The following is a 16,829-nucleotide window of genomic DNA, read 5'->3' on the forward strand; positions in this document are numbered from 1 at the left end:
ATCACCCGAGAAAAATATTTGGTTATCGAATACTGCTTAAAGTAAAATCCGATTTACGGTGCGTTGTACTTTGAATTTGAATCGGCGTCACAAAATACCGACCTAATGAATTCACAACGATAAGTTTGTTTAACCTTGTAGGAATTTAACGATGAAAATGCGTTTTTTTGCCCTTTTTACTCTCTGCGTATTTACGCCTTTGGTAGCTACTGCCCAACCATCACAAACGCAATCGCCCCAAGAGATTGCCCGCCATATCATCGACCTGACCAAATCGGGCGAACAAATGAACCTAAAAGCCGTCGGTAGCGCTTTGGGCGAGCCGGATTTATATAACACGGCGGTTTTTACCTCTGTGGGTGAAAACAACAGTTATGGCAACACCTATCGCCCCCAAAACCCTAAAACGCCGCTTAAGACTATTCGCCATGAAATTTGGCTGGATATGGATTCCGGATTTTCCAAGGTCAATAGTGCCGTAGAATTTGAATTTAAGGACGGTCAATGCCCGAGTATTGCTGATTTTGAACGTTTGAGCGGCAATAACGCGATGGCGTTTAATATCCCTACGTCTCCGGATTTAATCACGGGTAAAGGTGGGCATTACACCACGCATTATATTGATGTCAGCGATACACAAAAACTCAGTATTACCCAAAACGGATGTCGAGTCAGTGTTTATAGTCAAGCTAAATTATAATCGCGTACTTGTTATAAAAAATCGCCTGCTAACTAAATTAACAGGCGTTTTTTTATACATTCCTTGAGGCTTATTGTCTATTTGTTGTTCCCGTATAGACAAACACTTTACCGTTATAGCGGTAATTCAGCCGGCGCTTGGTTATTTGACCTCCCGGAAATTCCATATTTTCGATAATCACAGGAATGGAAAAGCTGTTTTGTTGGCTGTCAATGCTAATCAGCTCGTTTAAATTATCCGTTTCACTCATAGAAAACGGACTATAGGTAAAAACAATGCTATCGGCATCGCCTTGTTTGGTGCGGATTAATTTAACCGGTGTCAGGCGGTTATTTTGGAATTGTAAAAGATTGAGTCTTTGACCGTGTATTGATGAGGAGCCAATACCATACCCCACCACCAAATAAACAGGCGACCATCCTTTTTGGGGATTGATGTTCATTTGTTCAATTCTAAAATTCTCTCCGCCACTATCATCAGAAAGCACTTGCGGATTACCTGCATCATCTACAAAGCGAAATACGCCGTCAAAAACGTGCATCGTGCCACTTCCCGTTGCATCCCATGTAAAAGCGGATAAACGTTTATCGGGCGAGTAACGAATATGCACTAATCCGGACAGCCCGCTCCAATCGCAAGTATTGCTGCGCGGGTCGGTCAGCGCTTGGGAAAGGTTATCTTTAAAGTCGGCATTAGCCTTCTCTCGGCGTTCAAAAATATCGTCGCTCCACGCCATTTTATACATCATATCCAGCTTGGTTGATAGCTGTACTTCTTGCGTGGTACAAAAATCACTGCTGTTCGCATAGGCAGCAAGACACCCAAAAGGGAATGTTAAAAGCAAAAGCCACGGTTTCATTATGTACTCCTCGATAAAGATAAAATTCGGCATGACCAACGCGTTAATTATAGACTACAGTTAAATTGAACTAAATCACTGAAGAAAGATACCCTCGTCTAAAATAAAAGTGCGGTGCGTTTTTCAATGATTTTTTCAGCTTTATTGAATTTTATTCACAACCCCTTTCAATTTCCCCTATCTAATCAACACAATCCACTTTCTTTATAATGCACTCAATCACACAATATGAGGAAAGCGTGATGAAAAAGTCATTTAAACAAACCCTACTTTCAACCTTATTCATCTCAAGTTTATTTTTAGGAGCAAACGCGATGGCAGCCGATTACAAACAAAATCCGTTTACTTTAACCTATGACGGAGCAATTACCGAAAACGTGCAGGGCAAAGTCAATATTCAACCGGTGAAATACCAGCTCAACGGTTTGACCATTGCGGCAAATGTTTATACGCCGGCAAATTTTGATCCGAATAAAAAATACCCGGCAATCGTGGTGGCGCACCCGAACGGTGGCGTAAAAGAGCAAGTGGCGGGCTTGTATGCACAAAAATTGGCGGAGCAAGGTTATGTAACGATTGCCTTTGATGCGGCATATCAAGGCGGCAGTGGCGGTGAACCGCGTTATGTGGATAAACCGGCTAACCGTATTGAAGATATTCGCGGCGCGGCGGATTTTATCAGCCAATTTAAAGGCGTAGATGCGAACCGTATCGGCTTGCTGGGTATTTGCGGCGGTGGCGGCTACTCGATCAAAGCGGCGGAAACGGACAAACGTTTTAAATCAGTAGCGACTATTTCTATGTTTAACAGTGGGGACGCACGCCGCAACGGTTTTATGCGTTCACAAACCAACAACATTCAAGAGCGTTTAAAAGAGGCTTCGGATGCCCGTGCACAAGAAGCGGTCGGCGGTGAAATTCTTTATACACCAGCCTTTGCCGCAGGAATGACACCGGAACAAGTGGCGGCGTTGCCTTATGATTTATATCGTCAAGGCTATGAATATTATGCCCAAACCCACGCCCACCCAAATTCGCAAACCAATTTTACCGTCAGCAGTTTGTTGGATTTAATGGCGTTTGATGTGAATACGCAGGTTGAATTGATTAACCAACCATTATTGATGATTGCAGGCGAAAAAGCGGACAGTTTGTATATGACCGAAGAAGTCTTCGCCAACGCCAAAGGCACGCAAAACAAAGAACTGTTTATCGTGCCGAATGCAAAACATATCGAAACCTACTGGAAACCTGAATATGTGAAACAAATCAGCGAAAAACTGACCGGTTTCTTTGGTAAAAACTTATAGCCCTTTTTTCAGGCAGCGTTCAGGCTGCCTGAAATTTTGGAGACAATCAAATGAAAAAAACGTTGTTATTTTCTACCGCACTTGCTTTCGCTACTTCGTCTGCTTTGGCGGAACAAATCATTACGCCTTATACGCAACATCAATGGATGGCTGCACCGAGCGATCATTTTTCGGGGGATGCTCGTTTTACCAGATTGCCTGAAATTCCGAACAGCCCGGACGGTTCGGCGATTGTAGAGTTTCAAGCCGGCACGATTACCGATTGGCATACCCATTCGCACGGACAATATCTGATTGTGACCGAAGGCGAAGGTCGCACACAGGAATGGGGCAAGCCTGTTCAAATCATCAAAAAAGGCGATGTGATTTGGTGTCCGCCGAACGTGAAACATTGGCACGGTGCGGGCGAACACAGCAAAATGTCGCATATCGCCATCAGCCCGAACGCCAAAGAAAACAAAGCCACTTGGTTGGAAAAAGTGGCATTGCCAAAAGCTGACCCCAAAGCCGATTTGCAAAAAATCAGCCAAAACACACCGCTTGCAAATAAGCAACTTGCCATTGTGCCGATTGCGTTCTACTCCGCTCGCGGCGATTTAGAGCATTTAAAACCTGCCATTGAGCAAGGCTTGGCAAGCGGTTTAACGGTCAATGAATTGCGTGAAATTTTTGCTCATCAATACGCCTACGCAGGTTTTCCGCGAGCCTTAAACGGCTTGCTGACCTTGCAAAATGTGCTAAAAGAACGTAGCGAAAAAGGTATTCAAGATCCGCAAGGCAATCTACCAACACAAACCGAACCGACCGACTACTACGCCTTAGGTACGCATACGCTCAACACCCTAAACGGACAGGATAATTCCGCCGTGTTGTGGAATTTTGACGGCGTGGATTACGCCCTAAAAGCCCATTTATTCGGCTATTTGTTCAGCCGTGATAATTTGAGTCCCGTAAACCGTGAATTGGTTACGGTCAGCACCTTAGCCGGCCTTGAAACCGTGCAAAACCAACTGCGCTCGCATTTAGGCATTTTGAAAAATCTAGGCTTAAATGAAACGGAATTGAAGCGTGTGATTGATGAAATCCGCCAACAAAATCCAACGGCGGCGGATAAAACGGATAGTGTGTTGAAAGACGTGTTTAAGGCGCAATAATGTGCAGGGGCTAATCACATTAGCCCCAAAACAATCATAGGAACATCAGGGCGAATGTAATTCGCCCCTACAAATGGATTTTAAATTTTGAGTAGTTTACAAAGTGCGGTAAAAATCACCGCACTTTTTTTATCTCTCTATCCAAATTATTGAATTTTATTCAATAACTCTTTCAACTTTCCCTATCTAATCAAAATAATTTAACCTACCTATAATACATCTAAATTAATTTATCGGAGAAAAACAATGATTTCGTTATTAGCTGCCCCTATTGGGGTACTAGTAGGAATGGGAATAGCCTTTCAAACGGGAATGAACTCGGTGTTACGCAAAAACGTGGTATCGCCATTGCTATCATCTTTTATCTCTTTTGGTGTAGGTTCTGTCTTATTGATTTTGCTGATTTTCGTACAAAACGAACCGCTTGCGGTTTCTGCTGAAACCTTAAACCAATCACCTTGGTGGATTTGGTTGGGCGGTTTGTTGGCGATGTTCGGACTGACGGTCAATATCTTGATTTTCCCTCGTTTGGGCAGTGTTCAAACGGCGATTATGCCGATTTTAGGACAAGTCGTTACAGGAACGTTCATTGATACATTCGGTTGGTTCTCAGCCCCGCAATATGATTTCACCCTGTGGCGTTTGCTGAGCTTGCTGGTGTTATTGAGCGGTGTCGTTATCATTCAAATGAGTAAATAAGGAAGAAACATGAAAAATATTCCACTATGCTTACTGGGCAGTGCGCTGATATGTGTGCAGGCGCCCCTTTTCGCCCAACCGTTTACCACAGACAGCCGTGTAAACGACATTCTGACTCACTCTGTATTTCAAGGCTTTGCCGAACGCCTATTGCCTTGGGATGATAACCGCAATGAACCGAACTTACGCCTAAAGCAGATCGAGCGGTTAATGCCCTACCATAGCCATATTTCACCGCAGGTGGTAACCGAGACGTTGAATAAAATGCTGGCACGTGTCGAACAAGGCTATAATGCCTTTGTCGTGAAATATCGGGCGGGCATGGGCGGACAAATTGCCACTGAAGATATGGCACAAGCGGTCGAATTCGTGCGAAAAAATGCAAAAGTGTTACAAGTCGACCCTAACGGCTATTTCCGTATGGGGCGCCTCCGCCGGAGCGAGAATGGCGGCGTATATTGGCTCTTACGGCACACAGGCTTTTGGTACCGAAGAAAATTCTAAACCGAGCAGTGTCATTATGCTCTACACAGGACATAGCGATTACAATCGCCAAGGTGAACAGGCAACCTTTGTTGCCATCGGCGAGCAGGATGGCATTGCCTCTCCGAATACGATGAAACGCCGTATTGAGCAACTCAACGCAATGGGCGTGCCGACTGAATTCCATCTCTATAAAAACCTCGGACATGGCTTCGCATTGGGGACGGGAACGACGGCGGAAGGCTGGGAAAAACAGGCTGTGACCTTTTGGCAACGGCAGCGTTAAACCTGCCGTTTACAAGCGGTCGGATAAGTACAATCTTTTGCGAATTTCTCTGTGCTTCTATTGAAACTCGTGAGTAACGGAAAATTTAGCCTGTTCTGAAAAACACCGCCCACACGGCAATGCGGGTGGTATAGGCAACGGCGATCAATATTGCAAAAAAATCGACATAAAAGACCGCTTGCGATTCGTCATGATTAAAATAGGCGAAGTCGACTTGTATCAACAAATAAGGCAGCAAATCCCGTTGCACAAACGCGAACGCGCCGCAAACGGCGATAATCAGCCAACACGCCGGAATCAGCTTGTGAGCCAGCCAGTGGTTGAGATCCAAGCGATATTCCCCACATCGACTGCTTGGTACTTGGTTTACCGCTCGAAAAGTACGGTATTGGGGAAAATTAAGGAGCTGAAAGGGTGGCTTGGGGTAGAATGAGAAAAAATACCGTCTGAAAATTTCGGACGGCATGCCTTATTCATGATGTTATATAGCTAAATTTAAAACAAAAATATCCATTAGATGTTTTAATTCTTCAGGTATTTGTTTTTGAATGTTTAGATATAATTCTTCTGCGCTATTTATGCCATGTTTTTTTCGATTGGCAACTTTTTCATCGGAACCAAACCATAATACTAAATAAATACCTTGTCCTTCTGCATCAGGATGGATGGCATACAAACGATTTAATTGGGAGTCAAATGCAGAATAAAGTTCTGGATGCCATTGTCCCTTTACTTCGACAGGGAGAATTTTTCTTCTTCCATTAATTAATTTAGAAAAAACAATATCACAACGATTATCATCTTTCATATAACCTTCACGAATAGGAATTACTTGTTTATTTTCAAGACGTAATCTTAAACGTTCCGCAATACGCTGGGTCGCAGTATTTTCATCAATTCGATTGGTGATATTCATTTCTCCGTGATAAAAAATTGATTTTGTAGAAATATCATGTCCATTCAAATCATTTTGATAGGCTTGAAGTTCTTCCAATACAATTGCACGTAAATTTTCAACACTGATAATTTCATCTCTATCTAATAAGTGTACAATTTGCTCAGCGGTTGGAGTTTGGAAGTTTTGAATTACTGTCTTACGCAAATAATTAAATCTAATACTCTTTAAACTAGTATAAAATTTTGTATAGCGAACATCCTGCAATAAGCGATCTATAACTGGCACTGGATTATCTTCATCATTTCCTTCTAATTTATAAATTAGTCCACTTAAAAAACGATAAGCTTTTTCTGATGGTGGACTATCCGAACCATGCATACTAGGCAAATAAACCTCTTGCCATTGATCAATAAAAGAATTCAGGATTAACTCTATTTTTATAGAAGAAAGACTTATCCATTTTGGATAATCTCCAAAAGAGCCAAAATGATCTTCTAAAATAAAAATACTATCCGCATCTTTAATTAATTCTTGCCAAAAAGGTTCATAATTTTCATTCAATAAATAAAAGGCATGAGCAAACCAAAAATTTCTTTTAAATGTTATCTCCGTATCTTCTAACGCTGGCTCCATATCAACTAGTTTTTTACAATGTTGGTGAACTAACTCTTTTAGCCCTTCACGATTACCAAATTGAATAGCTAACTGCAATAGCTCTTTCTGTGCTGAAAAATTCATATCAGGAAACTTTTTCAGCCACTCCAAAGGAAGAGTCTCCTGCAAAAATTTAAATGTTTCATCATGTGCTAGCCAATCTACTGGTGTGCTTTTACATTCCACACAAGCTAATTGAGGTTCAATATATTCACGTAGAAATTTCTCAGTATCTGCTGAATTAGAGAATAGACACCTATCCACTTCTTGTTTTAGCACCTCTCTGTCACTAGAATCCATTCCTAGCCAATATGTAGAAAAACCAGCTCGTAACGCTATTAATGCACCTACTGATACTGAATTTAGAGAACCATCACGTTTTAATATTTCTAAGCAAGCAACATATAAAACAGGCTCAATATTTAAGATTTTAGATTCGCATCGTAACTCTGCTAGTTGAGCAAGGCTTGGTATATCTGGTTCAATATAATCCAAACAGTTATACATAGCATTTTTCACTAGTTTCTCATCACCAAATTTTTCTAAAATTTTATCAGGCTCTTGTAGGATAGTTTGGGAGAACACTAAAAGAGCATTCCAATGCCTTCCGCTTTCTATTAATTTTCTATTTTCTTGAATGTATTGAATATCTTTATTAAACTTTTTTCTTTGTTTCTTATTATATTTTCTATATCTCTTCTTACGGTTAAGTCTTAAAATATTATTTTTATAATACGCTTTATGCTCTCTATTATTTTTATACCAAATACGCAAAAACTCAGTTTTTTGCAATGCTTGCATCCGCATATACTGGCGTAGTGGATTAGGTAATTTTTCTTTACTATGGACATCATGTCTAACCATCAAATAAGACCATAATTCGATATTATCAGTATCAAAAGCTAAATCAATAATATATTTAAGATCTTGAGGTTGAAAATATAAGCCAGAGTGGGTATGCCATTCAAAGTTATAATATCTAGTTTCATGAATAGATTTATTATCAAATTTATTCTCGAATGCAATTTTTATAATAGCTTGTCTTAAAGTATCATTTTCAGATAAGATCTTTACTGATAGGCTATCTTCTTTTCTCACCCCATTTTGAAAGTAGAGATTTTTTACCCATTTCCAAATTTGTTCCGGTTCCCAAGGTTCTTCAGATAATTCAAAATAGCAATCTAATAGCATACTGATAATTTTACTGATACCAACTCGGCAGTGGCAATCATACTTTTCTTGGCAAGAGCAGGATAAATTAGCAGATAGCTCATTAAGTAGATATATAACCAAATCCAAACGTAATTTTTGAATAAATTGTTTAATAAAGAAACGCTCGCCAATAGCTCTTTCAATACGATGATCTGTCGGATATAACTCTGCGCAAACTCTTAGAAAATTAACATAATCATGTACTTGAAATTCAGTATCAGCCGATGTCATCACATCAGCTGCGATAGTAAGCGAAGTATTATCCCCAGCATTAATTAAGTCTTTCCAAATATCTTGGTAATTATAATTCTTAATTTTTGATAAGCACTTACCCGCTAAGCTGCGTATATATTTATCTTTAAAACTAGTATTGCAAGCAATACTTTTTAGTTCATCAGTTAATTTTGAAACTATCGGAGAATCTGTTAATAGCTCTAATAAAAGTCCTTGTAAATCTCCATCCGAATTATCTGAAGATAATAAATTTTTCAGTTCATCAACCAGTTCATCAGTGAAAAAACCTGAAACACTAAAGTCTCGCCATTTATCACTACGGCGGAAATATGGATCCTTTTGATTTAATTCTTTTAATTTAGAAAGTAACTTTATCTTTGATGTTGGTAATAGTAATGCAGGATCTCCGTTCGATAAAATCGCATAGGGATCTAAATCGATTAGCGTATCCTGAATACGTTGATTTTCTGATAATACCGCCATCCAAGCGAACAAACCACGTAACTCATCACGTACAATATTATTTGGTGCAATAATAGATAAGATTCGATGCAATGATAAAGGATTAGCTTCTGCAGTCAATTTCTTAGCAAGATAATTACCAGCACAATATTCTGCAACTATTCTATGAATAGGGCGATGTTGTTCTACCCCATCAGCGGGAAGAAAAAATTGCGTAGATAAAATTTGTGTAATATTTATATCTGAATTTAAAGTCGCAATATGCGGATAGAAACGATTAGATGCCGAATCACTTAAACTTACCCCTTCTGAACCTGATAACATTAATTTAGTAAAAATATCTTCTGCTAATTCAATTTTTCTTATAGCGGGTAATAAAGAAATGTGTTTTGGGTTACTTTCTTTTGCTAATCCTTCAATAGCAAATTTGAAAGCAGAATATCGACTTTCAAATTGGTGATTATTATCAATATAAGATTTAGAGAATAACTTTAAAAATAAAGGGTTCGATAATAAAGGAGTTAATTCGATTTTTCCTGCATCTTTTAAAAATTGTTTTGCATCTTCTTTGGGATAATATGAATTGAAGATCTCTTGCTGTTCCTGGTCATCAAATGGTTTAAGATAAACTAATAAAGGTTCTTCATTAAAAATATCCATACAATATGTTGTATAGCTCTCAGACCATTCACTAGAACGACTAGATAAAATTATTCTCCCTGCTGATGTATTAAAAGCCATAACAAGGGCTTTTGTTACCGTTGATGAATCAATTTTTACTAATTCATCAAAACCATCAATAACAAGCGAAGCACATTTTTCTTCATTTGAATGAATGAAAATATTTGCAGTATGTTTAGTAACACCTACTTGTTTTGCTAAGCTATCCAATAAATAACTTTTCCCGGCACCAGGTTCTGCAAGAACAATAATTACCTTATTCTTAACTGAAAGTAGCTCAGGTTCATTAAATTCTTGGTTATCGGTTGTTCGTAAAATTCTAGAAAGATAAAATTTTGAATCCATAATATATTATTCCCCCAACAAAAACGCCCCAATATGCTGATGCACAATCCCATCAATATTCTCCTGCCAAAAATCGTCCATGGTTATCACATATTTCGGGTAATTATCCGCAATGGCTTGTAGTGGTGAAAATTCACGCTGAACGGTTTGTTCACTTTCCAATTTATACGCCACTTGGATATAGATTTTTTCGTTCTGCTTTTGGGCAATGAAATCAATTTCTTGCGTGCCGAATTTACCGATATAAACCTGATAGCCACGACGTTTGAGTTCTAAATAAACCAAATTTTCCAAAATACCCGAAATCAAGCTGGTACGAAAACCCATCGTGGCGTAAAGCAAGGACACATCGCCCAAATAAAATTTTTCTTGGGTTTTTAAAATCTCTTTGCCTTTGATATCAAAACGCTCGACACGGTGCAAAATGAAAGCACTTTCTAAGGCTTTTAAGTAGTTATAAACGGTGTTTAAATCCACTTTTCGCTGTTGGCTTTTGAAATAATCCGCTACGCTTTTGCCTGAAAACGTGTTGCCGATATTATCAAAGGCATATTTAACGATACGTTCGAGTAACTCCACATCACGAATTTTGTGGCGTTGCACCGTGTCTCGCAAAATCACAGACGCATAAATATCTTGCACGATTTTATAGACGGTTTCCTGCTCATAATCCGCCGTATGCACCATTGGAAAACCGCCTTTACGCAAATATTCTGTGAAAAGTGCGGTGGAATTTTGCATTATTTGCTGTGTGTAGCCCGCTTTGAAATCTAAAAACTCTTGGTACGATAAGGTAAAAATCGGGATTTCTACATAACGCCCGGCAAGGTAAGTCGCCAGTTCGGACGACAATAAATGCGAATTGGAGCCTGTGATGTAAAGGTCAAGATTGAAATCCACAACAAATGCATTCACCGCCTTTTCCCATTCGGCAACTTCCTGAATTTCATCAAGCAGAAGGTAGTATTTTTCGGTGGTCTGGATTTTCTCTTTCACTAAGGCATAGAGCTTGTCGGCGGTTTTAAAATCAGCAAAGGCAAAACTTTCAAAGTTGATATGAATAATTTGCTGTTCCGCAATGCCTTGTGCCAACAATTCCGCTTGCAGCAGTTTAATGACCGTTGATTTCCCCGAACGGCGAATGCCCGTAATCACTTTGATTAAAGGCATATTGATAAATGGTTTGAGCTGATGGAGATAGTTTGGGCGGTTGATCATCTTCATTTATTTTAGGTTATATTCATAATTTGAAGATGATTTTATCATTTGTTTTGGGTTATAACCACAAAAACTAAAAAACATCTAAGTATTTTTATGGAAATAGCCAAAAATCAAGCGGTCTGATTTTGAAAGAAATTTGCAATTTGTAAAAACTCGCTAAAATCTCACCGCACTTTTATGCCCTCAACGCCTCCACCAACGCCCGAAATAACGGCGAATTCTGGCGGCGATTAGGGTAATAAAGATGATAGCCTTCGTAGCTCATATCCCAATCGGCTAAAATCGGGATCAATTTGCCGTCTGCAATTTCTTGCATTATTACATCTTGCGGTGTCCAGATAATCCCTAAACCGTTCAACGCATAGCGTTTATGCAGAAAGCCGTGATTGGCTCTGAACCGCCCTTGCGGTTGGATTTTGACGATATGTTTTTTCGCTTTCGGATCACGAAACTCCCACACCATATTGCCGCCGCTAGTAGGCAGACAATGTAGCAAACATTGATGTTCGGTTAAATCATAAGGCGTTTTGGGCGTGCCATACTTGGCTAAATAATCAGGACTGGCGGCGGTACACATTTGTAAATCCGCTGAAATCCGCACCGCAATCATATCTTTGGCAACGTTGTGTCCGAGCCGAATGCCTGCGTCAAAGCGTTCCGCCACAATATCAATAAAACGATCTTCCGCCACTAAATCCAAATGCACTTCGGGATAATCCTGCATAAATTGCGCCAGTTTTTCATTCAACACATAACGGAAAACGTGTTCGTTGCCGTTAATCCGCAAACTGCCGCTCACCGCATTACGAAAGGCACTTAACTCATTAACTTCTTTATCAATATCGTCAAACAACGGCGATAAACGTTGATAAAGCTGTTCGCCTGCCTCGGTGGTGGAAATACTGCGTGTGGTGCGATGAAACAGCTTGATTTTCAACCGCTCTTCAATACCTCGAATACTATGGCTCAACGCCGATTGCGACACGCCCATCTGCGCCGCCGCTTTGGTAAAACTGCCGGTGCGTGCCACTAAAATAAAAGCACGTAAGTCGTTGAGATTTTCTTTCATAACTCGTCTTTATTCCTCTTCTTCGCTTGCGAAGGCAATTTCAGCGTGAGATAAAAGCTCTCCTCCACCAATTCCCAAAGCAAATTGGGTGATATTTCAGCCAATACCACACTGATCCAATGTTCTTTGTTCATGTGATAAGCGGGCAAAATGCCCTGGATTTGCCGTAGCGAACCGATCTGTTCCGGTTTGGCTTTTAAATTCACAATCTCAACGAATTCTGTTCCGTTTCGCCCGAGACTTATCGGCTTTACGTTGATCGCCAAGGCAAACCATTTTTGATTATGCGAATGACGAAAAACGGCACTTTCCGGCGATTGCGCCCAAGGGTAATCCGCAGATATGTGATAACGCGCTTGGATTTGCTGAATAAACTCGGCAATATTCATTTTCACCCCATCAATTAATGAATTTTACTCATTACTTTAATCAAAATTACCTATCTAATCAAATGTAATTCCTTTCCCTATAATACCCCACATCAAACAACGATAGGAAAACAAAATGAAAAACATCTTAATTCTAGGGGCGAGCGGTAGCCTTGCCAAACAGGTTATTCCCACTTTATTGACAAACCCTGAACACCGTTTAACGCTGTTTGTTCGCAATGTTCAATCGGTCAGCCAATTTGCCGGCGAGCGTGTAGAGATTGTAACGGGCGATGTGTTGAATATCACGCAATTAAATGCAGTAATGAAAGGGCAAGAGGTGGTTTATGCAGGGCTTTCAGGCAACTTGAAAGTAATGGCACACAATATCGTACAAGCAATGAATGAAAATCAAGTCAAACGCCTGATTTTTATCAGTTCAATGGGGATTTATGGCGAAACAGGCGAAAATCACGGTGCAATTTTAGAGCCGTATCGCCAATCCGCCCAAGTGATTGAACAATCCGATTTGGATTTTACCCTGTTACGCCCCGCGTGGTTTACCAATGGTTCGGAAATAGATTACGCCTTGACTTACAAAGGCGAAGCCTTTCGAGGACACAGCGTTTCACGCAAAAGCATTGCTGATTTTATTGATAAATTGGTACAAAACGAACAATTAGGCATTCGCCAAAGTATCGGCATTGCCAAAGTTTAATTTTTAACAGAAAGAAAACACAATGAATATTCAACAACTAATTGAACGCCAAGCCTTAAAAGATTTGGTAGATACGTTCTCAAATTTAGCAGATGAAAAACGGGTTACAGAACAAATGCCGTTGTTTACCGAAGATGCACAAGTGACGACTTATATCGGCGGTCAACTGTTTGCCGATATGAAAGGTCGTACAGAAATCGAGCAAGTGTTTAGTGATTTTTTAGCCAATTTTCATACGGTTTATCATTTAAACGGTCAGCATACGGTGACGTTTACCGGCGAAACCACCGCCGAAGCCATCAATTATTGTGCAGTGAAATTGGTCGGCGAACAAGACGGCAAACAGGTGTTGCAAGATCACAGCGTGCGTTATCAGGACAGCTATATTAAACAGGACGGCAAATGGTTGATTGCCAAACGTATTGCTAATTTTATGATTAGCGAAAGTCGTGAAATGGGATAATTCCTCAATAAACAAGCGGTCGGATTTGGTAAACATTTTGCAAATTTTCCGCATTATCCGACCGCTTGTCAAAGTGAAAAAGTTTATATCACCAACTTCCGTTCCAAGATTTCCGCCAATATATCAAACACTAATTTGACCCGAGGGTGCGTAACAGTACGTTGTGGACGGTACACATAGGCAATCCATTGTTTGCGTTCCATTTCGGGGAACAATTCCACCAATTCGCCCGTTAATAAATGCGGCTGACACATTAAACGCGGTAAACAGCCAAAGGCATGTCCTTTTAATACACCAATCAATTCATTTTCCATGTGATTGCTGACAAATTTCGGTTTGGTTGGCGCGAATTGATGTTGATTAGACAAATACCAACTCCACACCCGTCCTGTATTTTGATTAACTAAGGCACTTAACGGGTAGTGGCGTTGCAAACTGTGCCAATCCTGTGGCTTGCCGACTTTTTCAATCAACTTGGGGCTGGCAACAATGCAATCTTCCGCTGTGCCGACTTTTTTGATAATCAAACGGCTATCTTCGGGTGTACCAAAGCGGATACCGACATCAATTTGTTCATCAACCACATCCACCAACCCCAAATCCGATCGCCAATCAATCATCAAATCGGGATAGTCCGCCAATTTGTCCCATAACTCCGCCAACACATCTCGCATTAACGCCATATCCGGCACGGCAATCCGCACCACGCCTGCGATATGCTGATCTGCGATAAGGCTTTCCTTAGAAAAAAGCCGTTCGCTATCTGCCAATAATTGTTGGGCTTGCGGTAAAAATTGTTTGCCGAAATCGGTTAATTTGACTTGCCGTGTACTGCGTTGAAACAGCACTTCGCCCAATTCCTTTTCCAACTCGCTAATGGTTCGGGTAATCACTTGGGGCGATACCGCTAACCGATAAGCCGATTCCCGAAATTGCAAGGTTTCAGCGACCGAACAAAAGATTTTTAAAGCGTCCAATCTATTCATAATGTTTCTATTTTAACGTGATAAACAAGCGGTATGATTATGCCAAAATTTTGCAATTATTCCATGTTTACGAATAATAAATCTCAAATTCAGGAATGGTTTTATTCATTATTTCATTACATAATAATCCATGTTCAGTTCGAACACGTTATAGAAATATTTTAAGAGGAAAGCATTATGGCCCGAATGTCAAAAGAACGCCTTGCCAAAGCATTAGAGCAAGAAAAAACCATTTCTGCCGAAGACTATGAAAAAGTCAAAGGTTTAGCCAATATTATTCGCCCGTTGCGTAGCTTTATTTTCAAAACGCCTGATGAATACGGTATGCAATACCAAGATTTGATTATTCAATCTTTGGACGGCACGGCATTGGAAGCATGGTATATTCCCGCCAAAGAAAAAAGCGATAAATTGGTGATTTTTAACCATGCTTTACCGATGTGTCGTAGTGGCTACCCTGGGCATTTTGGTTTGCCTTGGGCGGGTTTTGATGCGGTAGAAATTGATTTTGTCATTCAATATAAACATTTGACCGATGCAGGCTACAATGTTTTAACTTACGATATTCGCAACCACGGCAACAGTGCGTCAGCCAATGGCGGATTAAGCGGTATTGGTAATTGGGAATGGCGTGATTGTGTGGGCGTAAAACAATTTGTTGATAATCACCCTGAATTATCCAAAATGAAAGTGGCGTTATACAGTCAATGTATGGGCGGTAATTCTCAATATCGTGCCATTATGGAACGTCCTGAATTATTTGAAAATGTGAAATGTATGGTTAGCCCAATGGTGGTTTCTATGGGGGCGATTTTTGACGCATTTTCCGAATTGCAAGGCGTACAACAATATCAAGAATTGATTGACCTTGAATTGATGAAAATGGGCGGTTTTGTAGCGTCTGAAATGACACCGCATTTGTGGGCACACGCTGTGAAAATGCCGACCATGATTGTGCAAGTGTTAGATGATGCTTGGACACGCAACCCAGAAGATGCTCAAAAAACCTTTGATTTACTGGGTGCAACGGAAAAAGAATTATTCTGGATTGAAGGTACAACTCGTCGCTTTAAAGATGGTTACAACCATTTTGGCAGACACCCTGAAACCGTGTTGGCGTTTTTAGATAAGTATATGAAATAATTTATACTGAATTAAAAGCGGTGTATTTGTGCTGATTTTTTGCCAATACACCGTTTTATTTAGGAAAATACAATGAAACAAGTTTTAATCATTTCAGGACACCCCAATTTAGCACAATCTACCGCCAATGCGTTAATTATCAAAGAAGTTCAAAAGCAGTTGCCTAATGTAGAAGTACGTTTTTTGGATAAATTGTATCCTGATTATCAAATTGATGTGTCAGCCGAACAAGACGCATTAAGCCGTGCCGATGTGATTGTGTGGCAATTTCCGTTTTATTGGTACAGCACCCCTGCATTACTAAAAAAATGGATTGACGATGTACATACACATGGTTTTGCCTATGGTTCTACGGGCGATAAATTGCACGGAAAACCGCTGATTATTTCGTTTACCACGGGCGGTTCGGCACAGGATTATTCGGTGGGCGGACATGAAGGCATGGAATTGCCAGCCTTTTTCCCACAATTTTCGCAAACCGCTCATTTATGTGGTATGGCTTTTCAAACGCCTGTGTATTCGCAAAGTATGCACTATATCGCAGTGGTAAGCGGTGCGGATGAATTAGCCAAAGTCCAAGCCAATGCCCTTGACCATGCCCAGCGTTTAATTCAGTTAATTCAATCTTTGTAACTGTAAAACCACGGTACGTTTAACAAGCATTTATATGTCATTCGTGGGCGTATGGGGCAACAAATGTTGTCTGATGAATTTTTATCTGAGGTCGAAAAGTTATTTAAATAACACATGATCTGCCCCCCAAAAGTTGGACAGGTTACTCACGTAAATATTGAGCTCGGTATTGTGCCGGGCTCAATCCTTTTAAGTCGGGTTTAATTCGTTTTTGGTTGTAATACACCAAATATGCTTCAATTTCTGTCTGT

At 40.2% G+C, this 16,829-nt stretch carries 18 protein-coding genes; 10 read left to right on the forward strand and 8 right to left on the reverse strand.

Annotated features, from left to right (window positions below; translation table 11 throughout):
- Window positions 1-151: 151 nt before the first annotated feature.
- Complete coding sequence (locus tag ACEYKX_RS05085; RefSeq protein WP_373767082.1) at window positions 152-700, forward strand: hypothetical protein; 549 nt, start codon at window positions 152-154, stop codon at window positions 698-700.
- 70 nt (window positions 701-770) lie between these two features.
- On the opposite strand, the gene ACEYKX_RS05090 is transcribed toward ACEYKX_RS05085, so the two are convergent.
- A complete protein-coding gene (locus ACEYKX_RS05090; RefSeq protein WP_373767081.1) occupies window positions 771-1,559 on the reverse strand; it encodes a hypothetical protein in 789 nt (262 codons plus the stop codon).
- Window positions 1,560-1,801: 242 nt separating this feature from the next.
- Here ACEYKX_RS05090 and ACEYKX_RS05095 point away from each other — a divergent pair, with 242 nt between their 5' ends.
- From ACEYKX_RS05095 to ACEYKX_RS05115, 5 genes are all read left to right on the forward strand, one after another.
- Window positions 1,802-2,869, forward strand: coding sequence for an alpha/beta hydrolase (locus ACEYKX_RS05095; protein ID WP_373767080.1), 1,068 nt, complete (start codon window positions 1,802-1,804; stop codon window positions 2,867-2,869).
- Between the two features lie 50 nt (window positions 2,870-2,919).
- On the forward strand, window positions 2,920-4,023 hold the full coding sequence (locus tag ACEYKX_RS05100; protein WP_373767079.1) for a carboxymuconolactone decarboxylase family protein: 1,104 nt from the start codon (window positions 2,920-2,922) through the stop codon (window positions 4,021-4,023).
- A gap of 246 nt (window positions 4,024-4,269) precedes the next feature.
- On the forward strand, window positions 4,270-4,722 hold the full coding sequence (locus ACEYKX_RS05105; protein WP_373767078.1) for a DMT family transporter: 453 nt from the start codon (window positions 4,270-4,272) through the stop codon (window positions 4,720-4,722).
- A 9-nt stretch (window positions 4,723-4,731) separates the two neighbouring features.
- On the forward strand, window positions 4,732-5,226 hold the full coding sequence (locus ACEYKX_RS05110; protein WP_373767077.1) for a hypothetical protein: 495 nt from the start codon (window positions 4,732-4,734) through the stop codon (window positions 5,224-5,226).
- Window positions 5,168-5,491, forward strand: coding sequence for a dienelactone hydrolase family protein (locus ACEYKX_RS05115; protein ID WP_373767076.1), 324 nt, complete (start codon window positions 5,168-5,170; stop codon window positions 5,489-5,491). The genes ACEYKX_RS05110 and ACEYKX_RS05115 overlap by 59 nt, the downstream gene beginning before the upstream one ends.
- An 85-nt stretch (window positions 5,492-5,576) precedes the next feature.
- On the opposite strand, the gene ACEYKX_RS05120 is transcribed toward ACEYKX_RS05115, so the two are convergent.
- The 5 genes from ACEYKX_RS05120 to ACEYKX_RS05140 all read right to left on the reverse strand — a co-directional run bounded on the left by ACEYKX_RS05120 (window position 5,577) and on the right by ACEYKX_RS05140 (window position 12,656).
- Window positions 5,577-5,822: a hypothetical protein gene (locus ACEYKX_RS05120; protein WP_373767075.1), complete on the reverse strand. Its 246-nt coding sequence runs from the start codon at window positions 5,820-5,822 to the stop codon at window positions 5,577-5,579.
- A gap of 150 nt (window positions 5,823-5,972) precedes the next feature.
- The gene (locus tag ACEYKX_RS05125; RefSeq protein ID WP_373767074.1) at window positions 5,973-9,977 is read right to left on the reverse strand and encodes a hypothetical protein; all 4,005 of its coding nucleotides are present in this window, start codon (window positions 9,975-9,977) and stop codon (window positions 5,973-5,975) included.
- Window positions 9,978-9,983: 6 nt separating this feature from the next.
- The gene (locus ACEYKX_RS05130) at window positions 9,984-11,195 is read right to left on the reverse strand and encodes an ATP-binding protein (protein ID WP_373767148.1); all 1,212 of its coding nucleotides are present in this window, start codon (window positions 11,193-11,195) and stop codon (window positions 9,984-9,986) included.
- A gap of 178 nt (window positions 11,196-11,373) precedes the next feature.
- Window positions 11,374-12,267: a LysR family transcriptional regulator gene (locus tag ACEYKX_RS05135; RefSeq protein WP_373767073.1), complete on the reverse strand. Its 894-nt coding sequence runs from the start codon at window positions 12,265-12,267 to the stop codon at window positions 11,374-11,376.
- Window positions 12,264-12,656 (reverse strand): MmcQ/YjbR family DNA-binding protein, encoded by a 393-nt coding sequence (locus ACEYKX_RS05140; protein ID WP_373780605.1) that lies wholly within the window; start codon window positions 12,654-12,656, stop codon window positions 12,264-12,266. Before ACEYKX_RS05140 ends, ACEYKX_RS05135 begins: the two co-directional genes overlap by 4 nt.
- A 115-nt stretch (window positions 12,657-12,771) precedes the next feature.
- On the opposite strand from ACEYKX_RS05140, the gene ACEYKX_RS05145 reads away from it, so the two are divergent.
- Window positions 12,772-13,353 carry an NAD(P)H-binding protein gene (locus ACEYKX_RS05145; RefSeq protein WP_373767071.1) on the forward strand — a complete coding sequence of 194 codons (582 nt, stop codon included), beginning with the start codon at window positions 12,772-12,774 and terminating at the stop codon, window positions 13,351-13,353.
- Between the two features lie 22 nt (window positions 13,354-13,375).
- Window positions 13,376-13,816: a nuclear transport factor 2 family protein gene (locus ACEYKX_RS05150; protein WP_373767070.1), complete on the forward strand. Its 441-nt coding sequence runs from the start codon at window positions 13,376-13,378 to the stop codon at window positions 13,814-13,816.
- Window positions 13,817-13,899: 83 nt separating this feature from the next.
- On the opposite strand, the gene ACEYKX_RS05155 is transcribed toward ACEYKX_RS05150, so the two are convergent.
- On the reverse strand, window positions 13,900-14,802 hold the full coding sequence (locus ACEYKX_RS05155) for a LysR family transcriptional regulator (protein ID WP_373767069.1): 903 nt from the start codon (window positions 14,800-14,802) through the stop codon (window positions 13,900-13,902).
- Window positions 14,803-14,979: 177 nt separating this feature from the next.
- On the opposite strand from ACEYKX_RS05155, the gene ACEYKX_RS05160 reads away from it, so the two are divergent.
- Complete coding sequence (locus tag ACEYKX_RS05160; protein ID WP_373767068.1) at window positions 14,980-15,945, forward strand: alpha/beta hydrolase family protein; 966 nt, start codon at window positions 14,980-14,982, stop codon at window positions 15,943-15,945.
- Window positions 15,946-16,017: 72 nt separating this feature from the next.
- Window positions 16,018-16,578, forward strand: a complete 561-nt coding sequence (locus ACEYKX_RS05165) for an NAD(P)H-dependent oxidoreductase (RefSeq protein ID WP_373767067.1) — start codon at window positions 16,018-16,020, stop codon at window positions 16,576-16,578.
- A gap of 142 nt (window positions 16,579-16,720) precedes the next feature.
- Here ACEYKX_RS05165 and ACEYKX_RS05170 read toward each other — a convergent pair whose 3' ends face one another.
- Window positions 16,721-16,819 (reverse strand): IS3 family transposase, encoded by a 99-nt coding sequence (locus tag ACEYKX_RS05170; RefSeq protein ID WP_373767147.1) that lies wholly within the window; start codon window positions 16,817-16,819, stop codon window positions 16,721-16,723.
- Window positions 16,820-16,829: the final 10 nt, after the last annotated feature.

It is taken from the genome of Glaesserella sp., from assembly GCF_041817755.1.
Taxonomy (GTDB): domain Bacteria; phylum Pseudomonadota; class Gammaproteobacteria; order Enterobacterales; family Pasteurellaceae; genus Glaesserella.

Excerpts from the sequence above, each read along its gene's own strand:
- ACEYKX_RS05085 (WP_373767082.1), top strand. The coding sequence starts at position 152 with ATGAAAATGCGTTTTTTTGCCCTTTTTACTCTCTGCGTATTTACGCCT.
- ACEYKX_RS05090 (WP_373767081.1), bottom strand. The coding sequence starts at position 1,559 with ATGAAACCGTGGCTTTTGCTTTTAACATTCCCTTTTGGGTGTCTTGCT.
- ACEYKX_RS05095 (WP_373767080.1), top strand. The coding sequence starts at position 1,802 with ATGAAAAAGTCATTTAAACAAACCCTACTTTCAACCTTATTCATCTCA.
- ACEYKX_RS05100 (WP_373767079.1), top strand. The coding sequence starts at position 2,920 with ATGAAAAAAACGTTGTTATTTTCTACCGCACTTGCTTTCGCTACTTCG.
- ACEYKX_RS05105 (WP_373767078.1), top strand. The coding sequence starts at position 4,270 with ATGATTTCGTTATTAGCTGCCCCTATTGGGGTACTAGTAGGAATGGGA.
- ACEYKX_RS05110 (WP_373767077.1), top strand. The coding sequence starts at position 4,732 with ATGAAAAATATTCCACTATGCTTACTGGGCAGTGCGCTGATATGTGTG.
- ACEYKX_RS05115 (WP_373767076.1), top strand. The coding sequence starts at position 5,168 with ATGGCGGCGTATATTGGCTCTTACGGCACACAGGCTTTTGGTACCGAA.
- ACEYKX_RS05125 (WP_373767074.1), bottom strand. The coding sequence starts at position 9,977 with ATGGATTCAAAATTTTATCTTTCTAGAATTTTACGAACAACCGATAAC.
- ACEYKX_RS05130 (WP_373767148.1), bottom strand. The coding sequence starts at position 11,195 with ATGATCAACCGCCCAAACTATCTCCATCAGCTCAAACCATTTATCAAT.
- ACEYKX_RS05135 (WP_373767073.1), bottom strand. The coding sequence starts at position 12,267 with ATGAAAGAAAATCTCAACGACTTACGTGCTTTTATTTTAGTGGCACGC.
- ACEYKX_RS05140 (WP_373780605.1), bottom strand. The coding sequence starts at position 12,656 with ATGAATATTGCCGAGTTTATTCAGCAAATCCAAGCGCGTTATCACATA.
- ACEYKX_RS05145 (WP_373767071.1), top strand. The coding sequence starts at position 12,772 with ATGAAAAACATCTTAATTCTAGGGGCGAGCGGTAGCCTTGCCAAACAG.
- ACEYKX_RS05150 (WP_373767070.1), top strand. The coding sequence starts at position 13,376 with ATGAATATTCAACAACTAATTGAACGCCAAGCCTTAAAAGATTTGGTA.
- ACEYKX_RS05155 (WP_373767069.1), bottom strand. The coding sequence starts at position 14,802 with ATGAATAGATTGGACGCTTTAAAAATCTTTTGTTCGGTCGCTGAAACC.
- ACEYKX_RS05160 (WP_373767068.1), top strand. The coding sequence starts at position 14,980 with ATGGCCCGAATGTCAAAAGAACGCCTTGCCAAAGCATTAGAGCAAGAA.
- ACEYKX_RS05165 (WP_373767067.1), top strand. The coding sequence starts at position 16,018 with ATGAAACAAGTTTTAATCATTTCAGGACACCCCAATTTAGCACAATCT.